General features: G+C 63.4%; 20 protein-coding genes. 19 read left to right on the forward strand and 1 reads right to left on the reverse strand.

The window, feature by feature from the left end; translation table 11 throughout:
* Window positions 1-32 precede the first annotated feature (32 nt).
* From rbsK to PW947_RS08300, 15 genes are all read left to right on the forward strand, one after another.
* Complete coding sequence (gene rbsK / locus PW947_RS08230; protein WP_299630756.1) at window positions 33-923, forward strand: ribokinase; 891 nt, start codon at window positions 33-35, stop codon at window positions 921-923.
* Window positions 920-1,318 (forward strand): D-ribose pyranase, encoded by a 399-nt coding sequence (gene rbsD, locus PW947_RS08235; protein ID WP_299630758.1) that lies wholly within the window; start codon window positions 920-922, stop codon window positions 1,316-1,318. The genes rbsK and rbsD overlap by 4 nt, the downstream gene beginning before the upstream one ends.
* Before the next feature lie 10 nt (window positions 1,319-1,328).
* Window positions 1,329-2,840 carry a sugar ABC transporter ATP-binding protein gene (locus PW947_RS08240; protein WP_299630760.1) on the forward strand — a complete coding sequence of 504 codons (1,512 nt, stop codon included), beginning with the start codon at window positions 1,329-1,331 and terminating at the stop codon, window positions 2,838-2,840.
* Between the two features lie 63 nt (window positions 2,841-2,903).
* Window positions 2,904-3,842: a ribose ABC transporter permease gene (gene rbsC, locus PW947_RS08245; RefSeq protein ID WP_299630762.1), complete on the forward strand. Its 939-nt coding sequence runs from the start codon at window positions 2,904-2,906 to the stop codon at window positions 3,840-3,842.
* Window positions 3,843-3,888: 46 nt separating this feature from the next.
* On the forward strand, window positions 3,889-4,827 hold the full coding sequence (rbsB, locus tag PW947_RS08250) for a ribose ABC transporter substrate-binding protein RbsB (RefSeq protein WP_299630764.1): 939 nt from the start codon (window positions 3,889-3,891) through the stop codon (window positions 4,825-4,827).
* Window positions 4,828-4,970: 143 nt separating this feature from the next.
* Window positions 4,971-5,987 (forward strand): substrate-binding domain-containing protein, encoded by a 1,017-nt coding sequence (locus PW947_RS08255; RefSeq protein WP_299630765.1) that lies wholly within the window; start codon window positions 4,971-4,973, stop codon window positions 5,985-5,987.
* A 128-nt stretch (window positions 5,988-6,115) separates the two neighbouring features.
* Entirely contained in the window at window positions 6,116-7,030 is a 915-nt protein-coding gene (locus PW947_RS08260) for a LysR family transcriptional regulator (RefSeq protein WP_299630767.1), read from the forward strand.
* Window positions 7,031-7,212: 182 nt separating this feature from the next.
* Window positions 7,213-8,871 (forward strand): MFS transporter, encoded by a 1,659-nt coding sequence (locus PW947_RS08265; RefSeq protein WP_299630768.1) that lies wholly within the window; start codon window positions 7,213-7,215, stop codon window positions 8,869-8,871.
* Window positions 8,872-8,907: 36 nt separating this feature from the next.
* Complete coding sequence (locus PW947_RS08270) at window positions 8,908-10,020, forward strand: HlyD family secretion protein (protein WP_299630769.1); 1,113 nt, start codon at window positions 8,908-8,910, stop codon at window positions 10,018-10,020.
* A complete protein-coding gene (locus PW947_RS08275) occupies window positions 10,017-11,492 on the forward strand; it encodes an efflux transporter outer membrane subunit (RefSeq protein ID WP_299630770.1) in 1,476 nt (491 codons plus the stop codon). Before PW947_RS08270 ends, PW947_RS08275 begins: the two co-directional genes overlap by 4 nt.
* A 176-nt stretch (window positions 11,493-11,668) precedes the next feature.
* On the forward strand, window positions 11,669-12,448 hold the full coding sequence (locus PW947_RS08280; RefSeq protein WP_299630772.1) for a substrate-binding domain-containing protein: 780 nt from the start codon (window positions 11,669-11,671) through the stop codon (window positions 12,446-12,448).
* 137 nt (window positions 12,449-12,585) lie between these two features.
* Entirely contained in the window at window positions 12,586-14,142 is a 1,557-nt protein-coding gene (locus PW947_RS08285) for a methyl-accepting chemotaxis protein (RefSeq protein ID WP_299630773.1), read from the forward strand.
* Window positions 14,143-14,271: 129 nt separating this feature from the next.
* A complete protein-coding gene (locus PW947_RS08290; RefSeq protein WP_299630775.1) occupies window positions 14,272-14,586 on the forward strand; it encodes an antibiotic biosynthesis monooxygenase in 315 nt (104 codons plus the stop codon).
* Window positions 14,587-14,717: 131 nt separating this feature from the next.
* Window positions 14,718-14,987: a hypothetical protein gene (locus tag PW947_RS08295; protein WP_299630777.1), complete on the forward strand. Its 270-nt coding sequence runs from the start codon at window positions 14,718-14,720 to the stop codon at window positions 14,985-14,987.
* Between the two features lie 134 nt (window positions 14,988-15,121).
* A complete protein-coding gene (locus tag PW947_RS08300) occupies window positions 15,122-15,325 on the forward strand; it encodes a cold-shock protein (protein ID WP_299630778.1) in 204 nt (67 codons plus the stop codon).
* A gap of 100 nt (window positions 15,326-15,425) precedes the next feature.
* Here the strand turns inward: PW947_RS08300 and andR are convergent, their stop codons facing one another.
* Complete coding sequence (gene andR, locus PW947_RS08305) at window positions 15,426-16,385, reverse strand: anthranilate 1,2-dioxygenase regulatory protein AndR (RefSeq protein WP_299630779.1); 960 nt, start codon at window positions 16,383-16,385, stop codon at window positions 15,426-15,428.
* 198 nt (window positions 16,386-16,583) lie between these two features.
* Between andR and andAc the strand changes: the two genes are divergently transcribed.
* Genes andAc through andAa form a run of 4 tightly spaced genes read left to right on the forward strand, consistent with a single transcriptional unit; the run spans window position 16,584 to window position 19,899 of the window.
* Window positions 16,584-17,855, forward strand: a complete 1,272-nt coding sequence (gene andAc / locus PW947_RS08310; protein ID WP_299630781.1) for an anthranilate 1,2-dioxygenase large subunit AndAc — start codon at window positions 16,584-16,586, stop codon at window positions 17,853-17,855.
* Window positions 17,856-17,872: 17 nt separating this feature from the next.
* The gene (gene andAd / locus PW947_RS08315; protein ID WP_299630783.1) at window positions 17,873-18,346 is read left to right on the forward strand and encodes an anthranilate 1,2-dioxygenase small subunit AndAd; all 474 of its coding nucleotides are present in this window, start codon (window positions 17,873-17,875) and stop codon (window positions 18,344-18,346) included.
* Window positions 18,347-18,356: 10 nt separating this feature from the next.
* Window positions 18,357-18,680: an anthranilate 1,2-dioxygenase ferredoxin subunit AndAb gene (gene andAb, locus PW947_RS08320; protein ID WP_299630786.1), complete on the forward strand. Its 324-nt coding sequence runs from the start codon at window positions 18,357-18,359 to the stop codon at window positions 18,678-18,680.
* Entirely contained in the window at window positions 18,670-19,899 is a 1,230-nt protein-coding gene (andAa, locus tag PW947_RS08325) for an anthranilate 1,2-dioxygenase system ferredoxin--NAD(+) reductase (RefSeq protein ID WP_299630787.1), read from the forward strand. The genes andAb and andAa overlap by 11 nt, the downstream gene beginning before the upstream one ends.
* Window positions 19,900-20,059: the final 160 nt, after the last annotated feature.

Raw genomic sequence — 20,059 nt, forward strand, 5'->3', positions numbered from 1 at the left:
ATAACGAGATCATGCCGTCGAGAGGAAGCCGTATGGCGCGCGTCGTAGTGGTGGGCAGTATCAACATGGACATGGTGGTCGAAACGGACGTGTTTCCCCGTCTGGGTGAAACCCTGTTCGGCAACGGTTTTTCGACCCATCCCGGTGGCAAGGGCGCGAACCAGGCGGTCGCCGCCGCGCGACTGGGCGCCGACGTCACGATGATCGGTTGCGTCGGCGACGACGCGTTCGGCGCGCAATTGAAGGCGACGCTGGCGCGCGAAGGCGTCGATACGCAGTTCGTGTCCACGGGACGCGGTCCGACCGGCATCGCATCGATCACGCTGTCGGGCGGCGATAACGCGATCGTCATCGTGCCCGGCGCGAATCACGAGCTGTCGGCGGACGACGTGGACCGCGCGCGCGATGCAATCCGCGACGCCGACATCGTGCTGGCCCAACTCGAAGTGCCGCTCGCCACCGTGCTGCACGCGGCCCGGGTCGCGAAGTCGCTCGGCAAGCCGTTCTTTCTGAATCCCGCGCCGGCCGTCGCGCTGTCCGACGAACTGATCGCGCTGACCACGCTGCTGACGCCCAACGAGCACGAGCTCGCCACCGCGCTCCAGACCGGCCACGCCGACTGGCAAGCCACGCTCGCCACGATGCCCGGCCGGATCGCGATGACGCACGGCAAGGAAGGCGCGTACTACACCGACGCCGCGGGCGAACTGACGCATCAGCCGGGTTTCGCCGTGAATGCCGTCGATACGACCGGCGCGGGCGACACCTTCAACGGCGCATTGGCCGCGTTCTGGCATCTCGGCGCCGCCGAAGCGATGCGTCGCGCGAATGCGGCGGGCGCGTTGTCCGTCACGCGCGCGGGCGCGCAGGGCGGCATGCCGACGCTGGCCGAACTCGAACGGTTTCTGGAGAAAGCATCGTGAAAAAGCTCGGACATCTGAATCGCGATATCGCGCGTGTGATGGCCGCCATGGGCCACACCGACTGCCTCGTGATCGCCGATTGCGGCTTGCCGATTCCTGACGGAGTCGAATGCATCGATGTGTCGCTGAAGCTCGGCGTGCCGGGTTTCTTCGACGTGCTCGACAGCGTGCTGGCCGACTTCAAGGCCGAACGCGTGGTGTTCGCCACCGAAGCGCTGACGCAAAACGCCACGGTCGCCGAGCGCATTGCGCAGTTCGCGGTGGACGGCTTGGTCACGGACGATGTCCCGCACGATGAATTCAAGCGTCTGTGCCAGCACGCGAAAGTCGTGATTCGCACCGGCGAATGCAGTCCGTACGCTAACGTGATTCTCCATTCCGGCGTGATCTTCTAAGAGGTCTGTCATGCAAGTGACAATGCGCGGCATCGACAAGGCATTCGGCCCGGTTCGCGTGCTCGACAGCGTGCATTTCAACATCGGCGGCGGCGAAATCCACGCGCTGATGGGTGAAAACGGCGCAGGAAAATCGACGCTGATGAAGATCCTCAGCGGCGTCTATCTGCCGGATCGCGGCGAGATTCTGGTGGACGGCAAGCCGGTGCAGATTCGCGATACCGTCGATGCGGAACGCGCGGGCATCGCGATCATTCACCAGGAACTGAACCTGATCCCGCAGTTGTCGGTGATGGAAAACATGTTCCTCGGGCGCGAGCCGAGCCGCTTCGGCGTGGTCGATCGCAAGGCGATGCGCGCGCAGTCGCGCAAGTGGCTCGATACGGTCGGCGCGCAACGGATCGATCCGGACATGGAAGCCGGTCGTCTGTCGATCGGTCAGCAGCAACTGGTGGAAATCGCCAAGGCGCTGTCGCTCGACGCGCGCGTGCTGGTGATGGACGAACCGACCGCCGCGCTGACGCATCATGAAATCGACACCCTCTTCGAGATCATGCTCGCGCTGAAATCGCGCGGCGTCGCGCTGGTGTACGTGTCGCACCGGATGGAAGAAATCTTCCGCATTTGCGACAAGGTCAGCGTGTTGCGCGACGGCCAGTTCGTCGGCGAACGCGTGACGCGCGAGACCAGTTTCGACGATATCGTCCGCCTGATGGTGGGACGCGAACTCGGCGAGCGTTTTCCGAAGCGCAGCACGACACCGGGCGCGGTCCGTCTGCACGTGTCGGACCTCGCGGACGACGGCAACGTGTCCGGCATCACGTTCGACGTGCGCGCGGGCGAAGTGCTGGGCATCGCCGGATTGATGGGCGCGGGCCGCAGCGAAATTCTCCGCACGCTGTTCGGCGTGAACCGCAAGACGGCGGGCACGGTCACGCTCGACGGCAAGCCGCTCGACGTGCGTGACGCGACCAGCGCGATCGACGCGGGCATCGGTTTCGTCACTGAAGACCGCAAGAATCAGGGCCTCGTGCTCGGCATGTCGGTCCGCGAAAACGCGACGCTGGTTCACCTCGACAACTACGCGCGTCTGGGCGTCGTCGATACGGCCGCCGAACGCGACGCCGTCGATCAGCTTATCAAGCAGTTGCGCATCCGCACCCGCGATGCCGAACTCGACGTGAAGTCGCTGTCGGGCGGCAACCAGCAGAAAGTGGTGTTCGCGAAGTGGCTCGCGTCGCCGCCGAAAGTGCTGCTGCTCGATGAACCGACGCGCGGCGTCGATGTGGGCGGCAAGGCGGAGATCTACACCATCGTCAATCAACTGGCGTCGCAAGGCGTCGCGATCGTGATGGTGTCGTCCGAACTGCCCGAAGTGCTGGCGATGAGCGACCGCGTGCTGGTGATGCATCAAGGCCGTCAGAACGGCATTTTCCCCGCCGACGGCGCGACCCAGGAACTGATCATGACCGCCGCGACGGGCGGCGACGTGACAGCGGCCGGCGACGCAGCGGCAGCCTGATTCAATCAATCCGAAGGCGGCCGATGCCGCCGCGCACCGAGAACCGAGATGGCGCAATTAACCATGACTCCGACTACCAGGGCCACGCTGCAAAAGCTCGGGCCGTTCATCGCGTTGCTGATCGTGTCGGTCGGGCTGGCGATCGTCAGCCCCGACTTCCTGACGCTCGACAACCTGCTCAACGTAATGCGCCAGGCGTCGATCAATGCACTGATCGCGTTCGGCATGACGCTGGTGATTCTGCTCGGCGGGATCGATCTGTCGGCGGGATCGGTGCTCGCGCTGTCGTCGGTGATCATCGCGAGCTTGATGCACAACGGCACGCCCGCCGTGCTCGCGACGCTCGCGGGTCTCGCTTCCGGCGCGCTGATGGGTCTCGTCAACGGCATCGTGATCAGCAAAGGCAAGGTCGCGCCGTTTATCGCGACGCTCGGCTCGATGACGGTGCTGCGCGGACTCGCGCTGGTGGTGTCGAACGGCAGCCCGATCAGCGATTTCAACAGCGACTTTTTCTCGATGCTCGGCGGCGGTTACGTGGCCCGGCTCGTGCCGATTCCCGTCGTGCTGATGCTGATCATGTTCGCGGTGTTCTGGTTTGTGCTGAAGAAGACGGTGTTCGGCCGTCACGTGTACGCGACGGGCGGCAACGCGGAATCGTCGAAGCTGTCGGGCGTGAAAGTGGATCGCATCCAGTTGTGGGTGTACACGATCTCCGGCGTGATGGCCGCGATCGCGGGCGTGGTGCTGACCTCGCGCCTGAACTCCGCGCAACCCACGGCGGGCACCGGCTACGAACTCGACGCGATCGCGGCGGTCGTGCTCGGCGGCACCAGTCTGACGGGCGGCCGTGGCTGGATCTTCGGCACGTTGATGGGCGCACTGCTGATCGGCGTGCTGAACAACGGCCTGAATCTGCTCGACGTGTCGTCGTTCTATCAGCAGGTCATCAAGGGCGGCGTGATCCTGCTGGCCGTGCTGATCGACCGCGGCAATAAAAAATAACGATATTCCAGGTTTTTTTACTACTTGCAGGTTTGAGGAGATAAGGATGAAAAAGATCGTGACGCCGTTGATCGGCGCATTGCTGATCGCCGGTCTGGTCGGTTGCTCGAAGCAGGGTCCGGATACGGCCGCTTCGTCGGCACCGGCATCGGACGCTGCTGCGGGCGGCGCGGTAAAGATCGGTCTGTCGATCTCGACGCTGAACAATCCGTTCTTCGTGTCGCTTCGCAAGGGCGCGGAAGACGAGGCGAAGAAGGAAGGCGTGACGCTGATCACCGTGGATGCGCAGAACGATCCGGCGAAGCAGCAGGCGAGCGTCGAAGACCTGATCCAGAAAAAGGTCAACGTGATCCTGATCAACCCGACGGATTCGTCGGCGGTCGCGAACGTGGTGAAGGAAGCGACCAGCAAGGGCATCAAGGTGATCTCGCTTGACCGCAGCGTGAACGGCGCGGAAGTCAGCTCGCATATCGCGTCGGATAACGCGGCAGGCGGCAAGATGGCGGCGGATTTCATCGTCGAAAAGCTCGGCGGCAAGGGCAATATCGTCGAACTGCAAGGCATTCCGGGTTCGTCGGCGGCGCGTGAACGCGGCGCGGGTTTCGACGACGAAGCGCAGGCAAAGGGCGGCGTGAAGATCGTCACGAAGCAGCCGGCCGACTTCGACCGCGCGAAGGGTCTGTCGGTGATGGAAAACATCATCCAGAGCAACAAGGACATTCAGGGCGTGTTCGCGCAGAACGACGAGATGGCGCTCGGCGCGGTCAAGGCGCTGCAGGCGGCGGGTCTGAAAGACGTCGTGGTGGTCGGTTTCGACGCGACCGAAGACGCGATGGCGGCGGTCAAGGCGGGCACGATGTCGGCGACGGTGCAGCAGCAACCGGAACTGATCGGCCAGTACGGCGTTCAGACCGCGAAGAAACTCGCCGACGGCCAGACCGTCGACAAGTCGATCCCGGTGCCGCTGAACCTGTTCAAGCAGTAACGCGGATCGTCGCGAGCCGGACGCGCGTCCGGTATCGACCGACTTCGCAGCGTCTCGAACGCGTAGTACCATCCGGCTTTCAGGGCCGGTGAAAACGCCCCCGCCCTCGGGGGCGTTCACATTTTTGACTCCAGGAATATAGCGTGTCCCAGTTCGAGCGCCTGACTATCGACGACATCGCCCGGCTGGCGAACGTGTCGCGCACGACGGCCAGCATGGTGCTCAACGGTTACGCGGAGCGCTACCGCATTTCCGCCGCGACGGTCGAGCGCGTGTTGCAGGTCGCGCGCGACAACCACTTCACGCCGTCGCAATCGGCGCGCGCGTTGCGCTCGCGACGCAGCAACACGATCGGCCTCGTGATTCCCGATCTGACCAACTCCGCGCACGCGGCGCTCGCGCAGGCGATGGAATCGTTGTGTCGCGCGCAGTATGGCTATCAACTGGTGACCGTCACCAGCGACGAAGATCCGTCCCGCGAAACCGAAGGCATCGCGCATCTGGTCGCGCATCAGGTGGACGGGATGATCGTCGTGCCGTGCACCGCGGACGCGAAGCGCTACGACAAGTGGATCAAGCGTTTGCCGGTCGTGTTCGCGGATCGCCGTGTCGACGGCAGCGCGATTCCCTACGTCGTGACCGACGCCACGGAAACTGTCGCCACGCTGGTCGGCGATGCGTTGCGGCAGGGCATTCGCGAAGTGGTGTACTTCGGCGGTCAACGCGAATTGTCGGCCAGTCGCGACCGGCTTGCGGGCTACCGGCAGGCGCTGGCCGCGCACGGTTTGAAAGAACACGAAGACTGGGTATTCGAGCGCGATTATCAGCGCGATTCCGGACATGCGTTGATGCAAGCCTGGTTCGATGCGCACGGCCGCTATCCGCAGGCGCTGTTCGCGGGATCGATCACGCTGCTGGAAGGCGTGCTGTCGTTTATCAGCCAGACCCACAAGCTGACGCAAGCGCCCGAGCGGCTGATGACCTTCGACGATCATCAATTGCTCGACTGTCTGCCGCTGACGATCGACGCGATCGTGCAGGATAGCCATCAACTGGCCGAACAGAGTCTGCGCAGCGTGATGGCGATGCTCGACGGCGACAGCGACGCGCCCGAATCGATGCGGGTGCCCGCGCGCATTCACTACCGGCGCGGCGGGTAATCTGGCCGCACGTGACGCCACGCACCCTTGAGTCGAGCGCCGCGTTCGCCGTGCCCTAAGCCCGGCTGGCGCGCACGGTTTTCAGTCTTGCTGCAAACTGTATCGATTCATTCTGATCATTGCGTGCCATGCAGCCACCTGACCTCAATCTCCTCGTCGCGCTCGACGCCTTGCTCGAAGAAGGCTCCGTGGTCGGCGCGGCGCATCGGATGAATCTGAGCGCGCCCGCGATGAGCCGTACGCTCGCGCGGATTCGCGACGTGATCGGCGATCCGATTCTCGTGAAGATCGGCCGGCGGATGGTGCCGACGCCGCGTGCGCTCGCGCTGCGCGATCAGGTGCGCGATTCCGTCGAAAGCGCCGTGCGGCTGCTGCAACCCGAGCGCGAAGTCGATCTGGCGACGCTCGAACGTCACTTCAACCTGCACGCGAACGACACCTTCACGGGTTCCTTCGGCGGCGAGTTGCTGGATCGCGTGCGCCGCGACGCGCCGCGTTCGGTGCTGCGGTTTCAGCCCGAAAGCGACATCGAAGCGCACGTCGTGCTGGACGGCAAAACCGACCTCTTTATCAGCGCGCTGCGTCCGATGGGCCCGGACGTGCACGTGCAGCGGCTGTTCACGACCACCTTCGTCGGCCTCGCGCGCGACGATCATCCGATCTTCGACGACGAAATCACACCCGAGCGTTTCGCGTCTTACGACCATATCAGCGTATCGCGGCGCGGCCGGAACACTGGCCCGATCGATACCGCACTCGACGCGCTCGGCTTGCGCCGCACGGTGTCGATGGTGGTGCCGTCGTTTCATTCGGGCGTGTTCGCGTTGGGCCGCTCGGATCTGATCGTCGGTTTGCCCGAACATGTCGCCGCGACCGCGAAGAAACTGGGCATGCGCGTGCGCTCGTTCGAGATCCCGATTCCGCTCGAAACGATCGTCGTGATCCAGGCGTGGCATCCGCGTTTCCAGAGCGATCCCGCGCATCAATGGCTGCGCCGCGTGATCCGCGATGTGTGCGGCGGATCGGCGTCCGATCCGGCGTAACGCGCGTCACCAAGAGTGCGTCTGACGCACTGCTCGGTTGCAAACATTGCAATTTTCGAATCGATCGGTGATTCGTAGACTGGCTCCATTCCAACCCGGGGAGCCGGTTTCATGTCTTTTTTCGATACGGCCTGTCGGGCCGCTTCAACGCACTGTGCGCGGCGTCGCGAGCGGCGGTCGGCGTGAGCGCCGTCGTCGGTGCGGCGGCCGCGTCCGCGTCCGGCGCGACCGGTCACGCGCGATCCGCACCCGCCCAGGCTCGGACCCAGCCGGCCGCGCCCGCGTTCAACGGGCGTGTGATCGTCGGGCTGCTGGGCGTGCTGATCGCCGTCGTAATCGCCCAACTCAACGACCACGTAACCGATGTCGCGATGCCCGATATTCGCGGCGCGATGGGTATCAGCCGCGACGGCGCGTCGTGGCTCGGCACGGTGTATCAGGTGACGCAGGTGTCGGCGATGATGTTTGCGCCCTGGTGCTCCGCAACCTTCTCGTTGCGACGCTTCACGATCGGCGCGGTGGTTGCGTTCGCGCTGCTCGGCATCGTGTTCCCGTTCGCCCCGAGCTTCGGCGCGCTGCTGACGCTGCGCGCGTTGCAAGGTCTCGCGGGCGGCTGCCTGCCGCCGATGCTGATGACCGTCGCGCTGCGGTTCCTGCCGCCTCAGATCAAGCTGTACGGCCTCGCCGCTTATGCGTTGACAGCGACCTTCGCACCGAACCTCGGCACGCCGCTGGCGGCGATGTGGACCGAGTACGTCGGCTGGCATTTCCTGTTCTGGCAGATCGTGCCGCTCGCCCTGGTCTCGATCGGGATGGTCGCGTGGGGATTGCCGCAAGATCCGCTGCGTCTCGAACGGTTTCGCCAGTTCGACTGGCGCGGCGTGCTGCTCGGCTTTCCCGCCATGGCGATGCTGGTCGTCGCGTTACAGCAGGGCACGCGGGCCGGTTGGACCGACGCGCCGTGGATCGTCGCGCTGTTCGCGGGCGGCGTCGCGACGATGGCGCTGTTTCTCGTCAACGAATGGTTCCATCCGTTGCCGTTCTTCAAGATGCAATTGCTCGCGCGACGCAATCTGTCGCACGCGCTGATCACGCTGGGCGGCGTGCTGCTGATCCTGGTCGCGGTGCCGGGCGTGCCCGCCGGTTATCTGGCGGAAGTGCGCGGCTACCGGCCGTTGCAGACGGCGCCGCTCGCGCTGTTCGTCGCGCTGCCGCAGTTGCTCGCGTTGCCGGCGGTGGCCGCGCTGTGCAATCTGCGCCGCGTCGATTGCCGTTGGGTGCTGGCGACCGGGCTGGGGCTGATCGCGCTGTCGTGCGTTGCGGGCAGCTATATGACGTCCGACTGGATTCGCGACAACTTCTACGTGCTTCAGATCATGCAGATCGTCGCGCAGCCGATGGCGGTGATTCCGTTGCTGCTGCTGGCGACCAACGGCATGACGCCGATGGAAGGGCCGTTCGCGTCGGCGTGGTTCAACACGGTCAAAGGCTTCGCCGCCGTGGTCGGCGCAGGCGTCACCGAAGGTTTGATGGCGATGCGTGAGCGTTTCCATTCGAATCTGCTGATCGATCAGCTCGGCAACCGGCCGCAAGCATTCGCCCTCGCGCAACACGATCTCGCCACACGTCTGAATCTCGACCCGCACGCCGTGCTCGGGTTGCTCGATCAGCGGATTCGCGAGCAGGCGCTGGTGCTGGCATCGGCGGACGTGTTTCGTCTGATGGCGGTGATTGCGCTCGTGCTGATTGCGCTGATTCCGTTCATGCCGACTCGCGTCTATCCGCCACGCGCCGGTGCGCCCGCCGCGCCGATGCCGTCGGCGTCGTCTGTCAAAAATTGAGCATTGAAACCCTCCAGGAATTGAAAAGGTTGACCCATGTCTGAGTCGAAATCGAACAAGAAAATCTACATCGGCGGGACGCTGGTCATCGTGCTGATCGGACTATGCGCCGTGCTGGCTTACCGCGTGATGAAGCCGTCCGGACAAAGCACCCAGGACGCCTACGTCAGCGCCGATTTCACCGTGGTCGCGCCGCGCGTCGCCGGTCAGATTGCGACCTTGAGCGTCGACGATAACCAGATCGTCCACAAAGGTCAGGTGCTCGCACAGATCGACGACCGCGATTATTCGGCCGCCGTCGCGGCGGCCGAAGCGAACGTCGCGGTCGCGCAGGCCACCATCGATAACGTGGCCGCGAGCATCGTCCAGCAGCAGTCGCTGATCGATCAGGCCGCCGCCGCATTGACGGCCGCGCACGCCGGTTACGTGTTCGCCCGCGCCGATTACGACCGCTACACCGATCTCGCGCAACACGGTGCGGGCAGCATGCAGAACGCGCAGCAGGCGCGCTCACGCACCGACACGGCATTCGCCGACGTCTCGCGCAACGATGCCGGACTGAAGGCCGCCAGACAGCAGGTTGCGGTGCTGACGACGCAGCGCGCGCGTGCCGAAGCATCGCTGTTGCAGGCGAAAGCCGCGCTCGATACGGCGCGGCTGAATCTGTCGTGGACGCAGATCGTCGCGCCGATCGACGGCGTGGTCGGGCAGCGTGCCGTGCGGGTCGGCGCATACGTGACGCCGGGCACGCCGATGCTGGCAGTCGTGCCGCTGCAGCAAGCCTACGTGGTGGCGAATTTTCAGGAAACGCAGCTGACCGACGTGCGGCCCGGCCAGGCTGCGCAAGTGAGCGTCGATACGTATCCGGGCGTCGTGTTCGACGGCACGGTCGAGAGTTTTGCGCCCGCGACCGGCGTGACCTTCGCGGCCATCGCGCCCGACAACGCGACCGGCAATTTCACGAAAGTGGTCCAGCGGATTCCGGTCAAGATCGTATTGCGCGAAGGGCAGGCGTCGCTGGATAAATTGCGCGTGGGGATGTCCGTGGACGCGACGATCCGTACCGGCGCGAGCATGCACGCATCAAAGGTGACCGACACCACCGACACCCCTCACGCCGCCAACGCCGCCGAGGTCGCCGCACGATGAACCTGCTGACTTCACGAATCGTTTCGAGCGTGTGCGCGCTGAGTGTGCTGGGACTTGCGGCGTGTACCGTCGGTCCGGATTTTCAGCGTCCGGCGGCGAGCTTGCCCGATCGCTGGAACACGGCCGAAACCACGCAAACAGACGCGAAACCGGACGACAAAAACCCGTCGCAGATTGTGGACGGCGCGCTCGATCCGCAATGGTGGAACGCATTCAACGACGCCGAACTGTCGTCGTTGATCGAACGCGTCGCGACGTCGAATCTCGATGTCAAGGCCGCGAGCGCGCGGCTGATGCAGGCGCGCGCCGCGCGTCGCGTGACGGGCGCGGATGCCGCGCCTTCGGTCGACGGCAACGCGTCGTATCAACATGCGCGATCCAGCCAGAAAGGCGTGCTCGATATTTCCGGACTCGACGGCAAACACGATTACAACGTATGGCAACCCGGTTTCGATGCGTCGTGGGAACTCGACTTGTGGGGCCGCGTGCGACGCGAAATCGAATCCGCCGACGCAACGGTCGAAGCGAGCGCGGACCTGCGTCGTGACGTGTTGCTGGCGACGCTGGCCGAAACCGCGAACGACTATATGCAGTTGCGTGGCGTGCAGGCGCAGCAGCGAATCGTCGCGCAAAATCTGGAGATTGCGCGGCATAGCCTTGCATTGACGCGCATCCGTTTCACCGACGGCGTCGCGACGCATCTGGATATGGCGGAAGCGTCGGCGCAGGTGAGTGCGATCGACGCGCAATTGCCGTTACTCGACAACCAGCGCGTGCGTCTCGTCAATGCACTGAGTCTCCTGATGGGCGCACCGCCGCGCGCACTCGAAAGCGAGTTGCGCGAGGCGGCGCCGGTGCCGTCGATGCCCGCGCGCGTGCCGGCCGGTTTGCCGTCCGGACTGGCGGAGCGCCGGCCCGACATCCGCGCGGCCGAAGCGCGTCTGCATGCAGCGACGGCGGGGATCGGCGTTGCGGTCGGCGACTTCTATCCGCGCGTCACGTTGTCCGCGGATTTCAGTTTGCAGGCGCTGCATGTCGGCGATCTGGACACATGGGGCGCGCGGATGTTCGGTATCGGTCCGGCGTTGACCGTTCCGCTTTTCGACGGTGGACGTCTGAAGGGACAGCTCGCGCTGCGCAACGCCGAACAGCAGGAAGCGGCGATCGGATTTCAGCGCACAGTGCTCAACGCATGGCACGAAGTGGACGACGCGATGAGCGATTACGACGCTCGCCAGACGCATCGCGACCGGCTCGCCGACGCGGTTGCACAGAACACCATCGCGCTCGAAAACGCGCAGCGTCAATACGTTGCAGGTGCAACGGATTTCCTGAATGTGTTGACGGTGCAGAAGGATCTGCTCGGCACGCAGCAGGCACTGGCCGCGAGTACCACGGATGTCGCGGTGTCGCTGGTGACGTTGTTCAAGGCGCTGGGCGGGGGCTGGCAGACGACGTTTCCGGCGTCGTAGACGGGCGCCTGTCCGTAACGGCGTCGTCACGCGCATAGCGGCTGAAACATCGCGAGCAATCACAACAACCCACGAAAGGCACTTCCCTCGACGCACGGCTTAAGACAAGATTGTCGGCTCATCCCACGTTGTGCCGCCAACGCGCAACGGAACATAACCGGAGACAAGCCAGCAAGATGAAAGCATTCGTTAAGGGAACAGCAGTCGCGTTGATGATCGCAGCGTCGGCGTTCAGCACGGTTCGCGCGACCGAAGTGCGCGTGATGACGTCGGGCGGATTCACCGCCGCGTACAAAAAGCTCGGGCCGGGTTTCGAAAGTGCAACCGGCAATACGCTGGTTACGATCCTCGGTCCGTCGATGGGGCAATCGGCCGAAGCGATTCCGAACCGTTTGAGTCGCGGCGAATCCGCCGATGTCGTCATCATGGTCGGCTATGCGCTCGACGACCTGATCAAACGCGGCGTCGTGGTTCCCGCGTCGCGCGTCGAACTCGGCGATTCGCGCATTGCAATGGCCGTCAAGCGTGGCGCGCCGACGCCCGATATCAGCAGCGTCGACGCATTCCGGCAGACGCTGCTTCACGCGAAATCCGTCGCGTATTCCGACAGCGCAAGCGGCGTGTACATCGAGAAAGAAATGTTCGCCAAGCTCGGTATCGAAGACCAGATGAAGGGCAAGGCAAAGCGCATCCAGCGCGTGCCGGTGGGCAGCGTCGTGGCGAGCGGCGACTACGAAATCGGCTTCCAGCAGGTCGCGGAACTGATGCCGATCCAGGGCATCACGCTGGTCGGGCGGATTCCGGAACCGATGCAATCGGTCACGCGTTACGCGGCCGGGATTCCCGTCAACGCGCCGCATCCCGCGGAAGCGAAAGCGCTGCTCGACTATCTGTCGTCGCCGGGCGTGCAGCCGGTCGTCAGATCGACGGGCATGGATCCGGTCGACGGCCGCTGATCCGAAGCCCGGCGCGACGCGCCGAGCCGCGTCGCGCCGGGAGTTTGATCCACGTCGAATGATTTGGCACTTTGTCCTCAAGCTCCGACGAAGCCGGCCGTTAATTGAGAGATCGTACAACTCGGATTTGACGCGGCATGCGCAACATAACGGTTCGGAGCAGTCTCCTCGGCGTCCTCGTGATTTTCGCGACGATGATCCTGTTCGGCGGCATCGTCGGGGTGTTTGCGCTGGGACGCGCGAACGACAGCGCGCAGCGTCTGCACCAGATCGCCACACAGGAAGTGCTCGCGAACGATGGCTACAAGGACACCGCGCGCACCCGCGCTGCGTTGGCGCGCGCGTATTCGGCGCTGAAGGAACGTAACGACGCGGCGTCGCGCGACGCCGCGCTCGACAGCGCATCGAAGTCGATCGCCGCGGCCGCGCGCGACACCGAAGCATTTCGTGGCGCGCCGCGTTTCGACGGTCAGGACGACGCGCTCAAGCAGCAACTGGTCGAATCGTCGAACCGGCTGGCGAAGCTGCTGCAAAGCGCGTCCGACGCGCTGCGCAGCGGCGACACGGCCGCTTACGCCCAGATCAACGACCGCGACATCACCGCAGCGGGCGCGGCTTACTCGACGGCCGTGGAGCAGTTTCAGCGCGTCGCCACCGACCTGTCCAACGACGCGGTCGCGCGCGGCAATACCGAATACAACTGGGTCGTCAGCATGGTCGTGGTGGGTGTCGGCATGGCGCTCGGCCTGATCGTCGTCACGTACTTCGTGTTGCGCCGGATCGTCACCGGTCCGCTCGGCGAAGCGGCGCGTCTGCTCGACCAGATCGCGTCGAACGATCTGACCGTGCGGATTCCCGAGGCCGGACGCAACGAGATCGGCCAGTTGTTCAGCGCGATGAGCCGGATGCAATCGGGCTTGTCGCGGACCGTGTCGAGCGTCCGCGATAGCTGCGAGGCGATCTACGGCGGCGCGCAGGAGATCGCATCGGGCAACCTCGATCTGTCGAGCCGTACCGAGCAGCAATCGGCGTCGCTCGAAGAAACGGCGGCGAGCATGGAGCAACTGACGTCGACGGTCAAACAGAACGCCGAGAACGCGGTTCAGGCCAGCAAGCTCGCCACCAACGCGGCGGCCGTGGCACAGCGCGGCGGCGACGTCGTACAGCGCGCGGTCCAGACGATGACAGCGATTCAGGCGAGTTCGCACAAGATCGCCGAGATCACCGGCATGATCGACAGCATTGCGTTCCAGACCAATATCCTGGCGCTCAACGCGGCGGTCGAATCGGCGCGCGCGGGCGAGCAGGGGCGCGGTTTCGCGGTGGTCGCGGGCGAAGTGCGCACGCTGGCGCAACGCAGCGCGGGCGCCGCGCGCGAGATCAAGGAACTGATCGGCGTGTCGGTCGAGGACGTGCGCAACGGCAGCAGTCTGGTGGTGCAGGCCGGCGACACGATGGACGAGATCGTCGGCGCGGTGCGCAGCGTCGCGGCCATCATGTCGGAGATTACGTCGGCGACTGTCGAGCAGAGTTCGGGTATCGAACAGGTCGGACTGGCCGTCAGCCAGATGGATCAGGTGACGCAGCAGAATGCGGCGCTGGTCGAAGAAGCGGCGGCAGCGGCTGGCGCGCTCGAACATCAGGCGCAATCGATGAAAGACGCGGTTGCGGTGTTTCGGGTGGCGCGCGTGTGATGCAGCGGGCCTGAGCGCGGCGATCGGAGCGGCGTCCTATACTGGCGGTTCGCATCCAACCGGCGGCCGTCATGCACGTGTCCAGCACGCGCCAGGCGCCCGCAACGCACCGTGACGAGGACGTCGAGCATGTATATCGCAATGAATCGCTTCAAGGTGGCGCTGGGTTCCGAGGCCGATTTCGAAGAGCTCTGGACCAGCCGCGACACGCATCTGAAGGAAGTGCCGGGCTTCGTCGAGTTTCATCTGCTGAAAGGCCCAACCCGCGACGACCACGTGCTCTATTCGAGCCACACGATCTGGTCGAATCATGCCGCGTTCGAAGCGTGGACCCAATCCGAAGCCTTTCGGGCCGCGCACCGGAACGCGGGCGGCGGCACGCGCTCGCTGTACCTCGGGCATCCGGAGTTCGAGGGTTTCGAGGTGATTCAGACGGTGAAGTAAGGGTATACACTGAGAAAACGTTGTCGGCGGGTGGGCGGTTGAGCGGGTAACCGAATGTGACAACGTGCGATTGCGCGGACGGATCGCGCGTAACGTAGGGTAAACTCAGCCCTCACTCTCCCAGGAACGACATGACGCACTATCCGCAGGAAGAGTTGACTTCGCTTTGGGGGCGTATGACCCCTTATCTCGCTTTGGTGGAATCCGCACAAACGGACACAATCGAGCCGATTGGCCGAATGATCACCGATACGGCCGAAAAACAGGCCTTCGCGCTCCACGTCACCGATGCAAAAGCAGCGGACGACACCTCTGAAACCCCCACCGGTCATAGCGCTACCTATACTCGCCAGAAACTCGACGGCGAAGCGTGGGGACCCTGGGTTCGCGAGCTTTATTAAGCGTCGGGGACGCATCTCGGTGCAGATGCTAATTGGCATTTTTGATATCGCGTGGTACAACGCTATCTTGTGATTGATCACGCGTTGAGGCGTGATTGTCATGAATGCAGCACCTAACACTTACTGGATTAAAAATGGCAACAGGTATTGTGAAGTGGTTCAATGATGCGAAGGGCTTCGGTTTCATCACGCCGGACAACGGTGGCGAAGATCTGTTCGCGCATTTCTCGGAAGTTCAAGGCAGCGGCTTCAAGTCCCTGCAAGAAGGTCAGAAGGTGAACTTCGAAGAAAAGCAAGGCCCGAAGGGCAAGCAAGCGGCTAACATCACGCCGCTGTAAGTTCTCGCGCTAGCGCAAGAAAATAAGCTCGCTTCGGCGAGCTATTTTTTTGCCTGCGAATCGTCATTTTTACCGTGACGTCTCAAGTCGCGCGTCACAGTTACCGTTTTCGCTGGGTCTCCGACGGCGATTCGCCAAACTTCCGCTTATATTCGAGCGCAAAGCGCCCAAGATGCGTGAAACCGCAATCCAGCGCGATTTCCGCAACGCGCGCATCCGGTCCCGCGAGCCGCAGTGCTTCGCGCGCGCGCTCGAGGCGCGCCTGGCGCACGTACTGCATCGGTGTGATGCCGCGAAAGTGCTGAAAACCGTCGGTGAGGGTGCGCACGGGAACGCCGATCGCCGTCGCAATGTCCGTCAGTTGAAGCCGTCCGGCCAGATTGGCCAGCACGAAATCTTCCGCGCGACGCACGAAAGCAGGCGCCAGCACGTTCGATCTCGTGCCGCCGGGCGTCTCCAGATGCCCGAGCGCCAGCAGATCGATCAGCAAACCTTCCACGTGCGCCGCGATTTGCGGATTGTCGCGCGCGCTGTCCAGCAGATCCGTCGATCCCGCCACTGCCTGCAACTGCTGCATCCAGCCGCGTAACGGCGCATTGGCGAGCGGCACGACCGGCGAAAACCGCCGTTCTTCCATCAAGCGCCGCGCGACGAAGGCCGCAGGATCGATCCGCAGGATGAATTGCTCGCAACCGGGTGACAGCACCGCGTCGAAGTGCTCGCCGGGCGCGCACAGCACGCCTCGCTCGGTGTTGACGATCACCGAGCAATCCATCGTCCGGACCTGCGCTTCGCCCGCGACGCAAAACATCATCAGGTAGTAACCGTCGACCGCTTCGACGTCCACCCGCATCGCGTCCCCGAACGCGATCGTGCCCATCCCGAGCCGCCCGAGCTTCACGAAATCCATATGCGAACGCCCGCGTCCCGTTCCCGACGGGGTCAGCGAATGCGGTTGCATCACGCGCGAAATCAGTTCGCGCGTCTCATCGAGGTCGCTCGACTCGAAGAGCCGGTGACCGCGCAACGCATCGGGACGAAAAAAAGCACGTTCGGACATAGCCGTCGATCATGGGGGAAAACGCAGGCGCATTCCGCAGCTTACACGCGGTGAGCCGTGGAAATCTGCCAGAAACGGATAGCCGCGCAGCGCCGGCACCGAAACTGGATAGACGCATCATTTTGACCTTTCAAAAATCAACCCATGTCGAAAGCCGTTGAAACGGCCTACCGAAATCCCCCAATCGGAGAAAACGCCATGGAAATGGTCGAGTCACCCTTGCGCCCAATGAGCATGCCCGAGTCGGACTACGTCAAGTTCCCGCACGAAGACGGCTCGCGCGTGCCGTACAAGGTGTTCAGTTCGCAAGCCGTTTACGACCGCGAGCAGGAACGCATCTATCGTGGCCCGACCTGGAATTTCGTCGCGCTCGAAGCGGAAATCCCGAATGCCGGCGACTACAAGAGCACCTTCGTCGGCGATACGCCGGTGGTCGTCACGCGTCTCGAAGACGGCAGCCTGTCGGCGTGGGTGAACCGCTGCGCGCACCGTGGCGCATCGGTGTGCCGCAAGTCGCGCGGCAACGCGACCTCGCACACCTGCGTGTATCACCAGTGGAGTTTCGACAATAGCGGCAACCTGCTCGGCGTGCCGTTCCGTCGCGGGCAGAAGGGCATGACCGGCATGCCGGCGGATTTCGATCCGAAGAACCACAGCCTGAAGAAGCTGCGCGTGGACAGCTATCGCGGCCTGGTGTTCGCCACCTTCAGCGAAGAAGTCGGCCCGTTGCCCGAATACCTCGGCGCGGAAATGCGTCCGTGGATCGACCGTATTTTCCATAAGCCGATCGAGTATCTCGGCTGCACGCGTCAATTTTCGAAGTCGAACTGGAAGCTTTACTTCGAGAACGTGAAGGATCCGTATCACGCGAGCATGCTGCATCTGTTTCACACCACCTTCAACATCTTCCGCGTCGGCATGAAGGCGCGTTCGATTCCCGACGCCACGCACGGTCTGCACAGCATCATCACCGTGACGAAGACGGGTGAAGACACGTCCGCCGCGTATAAGCAGCAGAATATCCGTTCTTTCGACGAAGGCTTCGCGCTGGAAGACGACTCGATTCTCGGTCTGGTCTCCGAGTACGAAGAAGACACCACCAATCACATCCAGCCGATCTTCCCGCAACTGGTGATCCAGCAGATTCACAACACGCTGGTCGCGCGTCAGTTGTTGCCGAAAGGCCCGAACAGCTTCGAACTGATTTTCCACTTCTTCGGCTATACCGACGACACGCCCGAGTTGCGCGAACTGCGTATCAAACAGGCCAACCTGGTGGGCCCGGCAGGCTATATCTCGATGGAAGACACGGAAGCGACCGAACTGGTGCAACGCGGCACGATTCGCGACGCAGATGCGACGTCGGTGATCGAAATGTCGCGCGGCAACCCGGACCAGCAAGACACCGTCATCACCGAGAGCCTGATCCGCAAGTTCTGGGTCGGTTATCAGAAGTTGATGGGCTACTGAACGTCGAGGAAAAAATCATGGAAGCAATGAAGCTGTGGTTCGAACTGCACATGCTGCAGGACCAGTACATCAACAACCTCGACAACGACCGTCTCGAAGCGTGGCCGACGCTGTTCACCGAAGACTGCCTGTACGAAATCGTGCCGAAAGAAAACGCGGACATGGGTTTGCCGATCGGCATCATCTACTGCACGAATCAACGCATGTTGCGCGATCGCGTCGTGTCGCTGCGCAACGCGAACATTTACGAAGAGCATAGCTACCGTCACATGACGTCGGGCCTCGCGGTCGTCAGCGAAAAAGACGGCGTGATCGAAACGGAAAGCAACTACGTGGTGATCCAGACGCGTTCCAACGGCGAGTCGAACGTGTATCAGGCCGGCAAGTACTACGACCGCGTCGTGCGCACGCCGGACGGTTTGCGCTACAAGGCCAAGCGCGTGATTTACGACACTTCGCGCGTGCAGACCCTGCTCGCGACGCCGATCTGAGGAGCAGGCAATGGATCAGGTCATCAACGGTTGGCAGACGCTCGGCGCGCTCGACGACTATACGGAAGGCGAGCCGGTCGCGATCGTGTCGGGCTCTAAGCAGATTGCGATTTTCCGTCTCGGCGACGAAGTCTTTGCGCTGAACGATCTGTGCACGCACGGTCATGCACGTCTGTCGGAAGGCTACGTCGAAGACGGCTGCGTCGAATGTCCGCTGCATCAAGGGCTTTTCGACATTCGCAGCGGTGCGCCGCGATGCGCGCCGGTGACGGAAGCCGTGCGCAGTTTCCCGATCCGGATCGTCGACGGACAGGTTGAGATTCATGTCGAGTAAGCCGTTCGTGATCGTCGGCGCGGGACACGCGGCGCGTCGCGCGGCCGAGTCGCTGCGCGAGCGCGACGCCGACGTGCGCATCGTGATGATCGGCGCGGAGCCGGAGTTGCCGTACGACCGGCCGGTGCTGTCGAAAGACGCGCTGATGAATCACGACGGCGAGCATCGCGCGTTTATTCGCGACGCCGCGTATTACGACGCGCAACGCATCGAATTGCGACTCGGCGTAAGCGTCGTGTCGATCGATCGCGCGCAACAGGTCGTGCAGCTCGACGACGGCAGCACGCTCGGCTACGCGCGTTTGCTGCTGGCGACCGGGTCGCGCGTGCGGCGTTTCACCGGCCCCGTCGACGACGGTGTGACGCTGCACTATGTTCGCACTGTCGCCGACGCTCGCGCGTTGCGCGCAGCGCTTGCGCCGGGTAAGCGCGTCGTGGTGTTGGGCGGCGGCTTTATCGGTCTCGAAGTGGCGGCATCGGCGGCGACGCTCGGATGTACGGCTGTCGTGATCGAACCGGCTGCCGCGCTGCTGCAACGCGCGATGCCTCGCGCGATCGGCGAGTTCATTCTCGCGATGCACGCGTCGAAGGGCGTGGACGTGCAGCTGAATACGAAGCCGCTCGGCATCCGTCGTCGCGCGAGCGGCGATGGCGAGTGCGCGATCGTGGAAACGGATCGCGGCGAGATCGACGCTGACGTCGTGGTGATCGGCATCGGCGTGGTGCCGAACGTCGAGCTTGCGATGGAAGCCGGACTCGACATCGACAACGGCATCGTCGTCGATGCGCAATGCCGCACCAGCGATCCGGCGATCTTCGCGGCGGGCGAAGTCACGCAACATTTCAATCCGCTACTCGCGCGTCAGGTCCGCATCGAGTCGTGGCAGGTCGCCGAAAATCAACCGGCGATTGCGGCTGCGAACATGCTGGGCGACGCGCAAACGTACGCGGAGATTCCGTGGTTATGGTCCGATCAGTTCGACTGCAATCTGCAAACGCTCGGTGTCTTCACCGACACGCAGACACTCGTCACGCGCGGCGTGCCGGGCGACGGCACGTTCACGCTGATGGCGTTGGGCGAGTCGGGCGAGTTGCAGGCAGTGGCCGCCGTGAATGCCGGACGCGATATCGGCGCATGCAAGCGACTGATGGCGGCGGGCAAGGTACTCGACGCGGCGAGTCTCGCCAATCCCGCCATTACACTGCGTTCGATGCTTTAAATGAAATGATTGTCTAGCCGTCGTAAAGGCACATTAAAAACGCGCTTTGCTAACCGCAAGCGCGTTTTTTCTTTTCCCACATGAGTTTAAAACAATGACAGGAATGGTCCTTGCGAATGGCCGGGCCGTCGCCTATAACTTGCGAAGACCGGGCGCGTCA

It is taken from the genome of Paraburkholderia sp. (assembly GCF_028283785.1).
Taxonomy (GTDB): domain Bacteria; phylum Pseudomonadota; class Gammaproteobacteria; order Burkholderiales; family Burkholderiaceae; genus Paraburkholderia.

Bases quoted from the DNA above. Each gene is read 5' to 3' on its own strand.
- rbsK (WP_299630756.1), top strand. From the start codon at position 33: ATGGCGCGCGTCGTAGTGGTGGGCAGTATCAACATGGACATGGTGGTC.
- PW947_RS08240 (WP_299630760.1), top strand. From the start codon at position 1,329: ATGCAAGTGACAATGCGCGGCATCGACAAGGCATTCGGCCCGGTTCGC.
- rbsC (WP_299630762.1), top strand. From the start codon at position 2,904: ATGACTCCGACTACCAGGGCCACGCTGCAAAAGCTCGGGCCGTTCATC.
- rbsB (WP_299630764.1), top strand. From the start codon at position 3,889: ATGAAAAAGATCGTGACGCCGTTGATCGGCGCATTGCTGATCGCCGGT.
- PW947_RS08260 (WP_299630767.1), top strand. From the start codon at position 6,116: ATGCAGCCACCTGACCTCAATCTCCTCGTCGCGCTCGACGCCTTGCTC.
- PW947_RS08270 (WP_299630769.1), top strand. From the start codon at position 8,908: ATGTCTGAGTCGAAATCGAACAAGAAAATCTACATCGGCGGGACGCTG.
- PW947_RS08275 (WP_299630770.1), top strand. From the start codon at position 10,017: ATGAACCTGCTGACTTCACGAATCGTTTCGAGCGTGTGCGCGCTGAGT.
- PW947_RS08280 (WP_299630772.1), top strand. From the start codon at position 11,669: ATGAAAGCATTCGTTAAGGGAACAGCAGTCGCGTTGATGATCGCAGCG.
- PW947_RS08285 (WP_299630773.1), top strand. From the start codon at position 12,586: ATGCGCAACATAACGGTTCGGAGCAGTCTCCTCGGCGTCCTCGTGATT.
- PW947_RS08290 (WP_299630775.1), top strand. From the start codon at position 14,272: ATGTATATCGCAATGAATCGCTTCAAGGTGGCGCTGGGTTCCGAGGCC.
- PW947_RS08295 (WP_299630777.1), top strand. From the start codon at position 14,718: ATGACGCACTATCCGCAGGAAGAGTTGACTTCGCTTTGGGGGCGTATG.
- PW947_RS08300 (WP_299630778.1), top strand. From the start codon at position 15,122: ATGGCAACAGGTATTGTGAAGTGGTTCAATGATGCGAAGGGCTTCGGT.
- andR (WP_299630779.1), bottom strand. From the start codon at position 16,385: ATGTCCGAACGTGCTTTTTTTCGTCCCGATGCGTTGCGCGGTCACCGG.
- andAc (WP_299630781.1), top strand. From the start codon at position 16,584: ATGGAAATGGTCGAGTCACCCTTGCGCCCAATGAGCATGCCCGAGTCG.
- andAd (WP_299630783.1), top strand. From the start codon at position 17,873: ATGGAAGCAATGAAGCTGTGGTTCGAACTGCACATGCTGCAGGACCAG.
- andAb (WP_299630786.1), top strand. From the start codon at position 18,357: ATGGATCAGGTCATCAACGGTTGGCAGACGCTCGGCGCGCTCGACGAC.
- andAa (WP_299630787.1), top strand. From the start codon at position 18,670: ATGTCGAGTAAGCCGTTCGTGATCGTCGGCGCGGGACACGCGGCGCGT.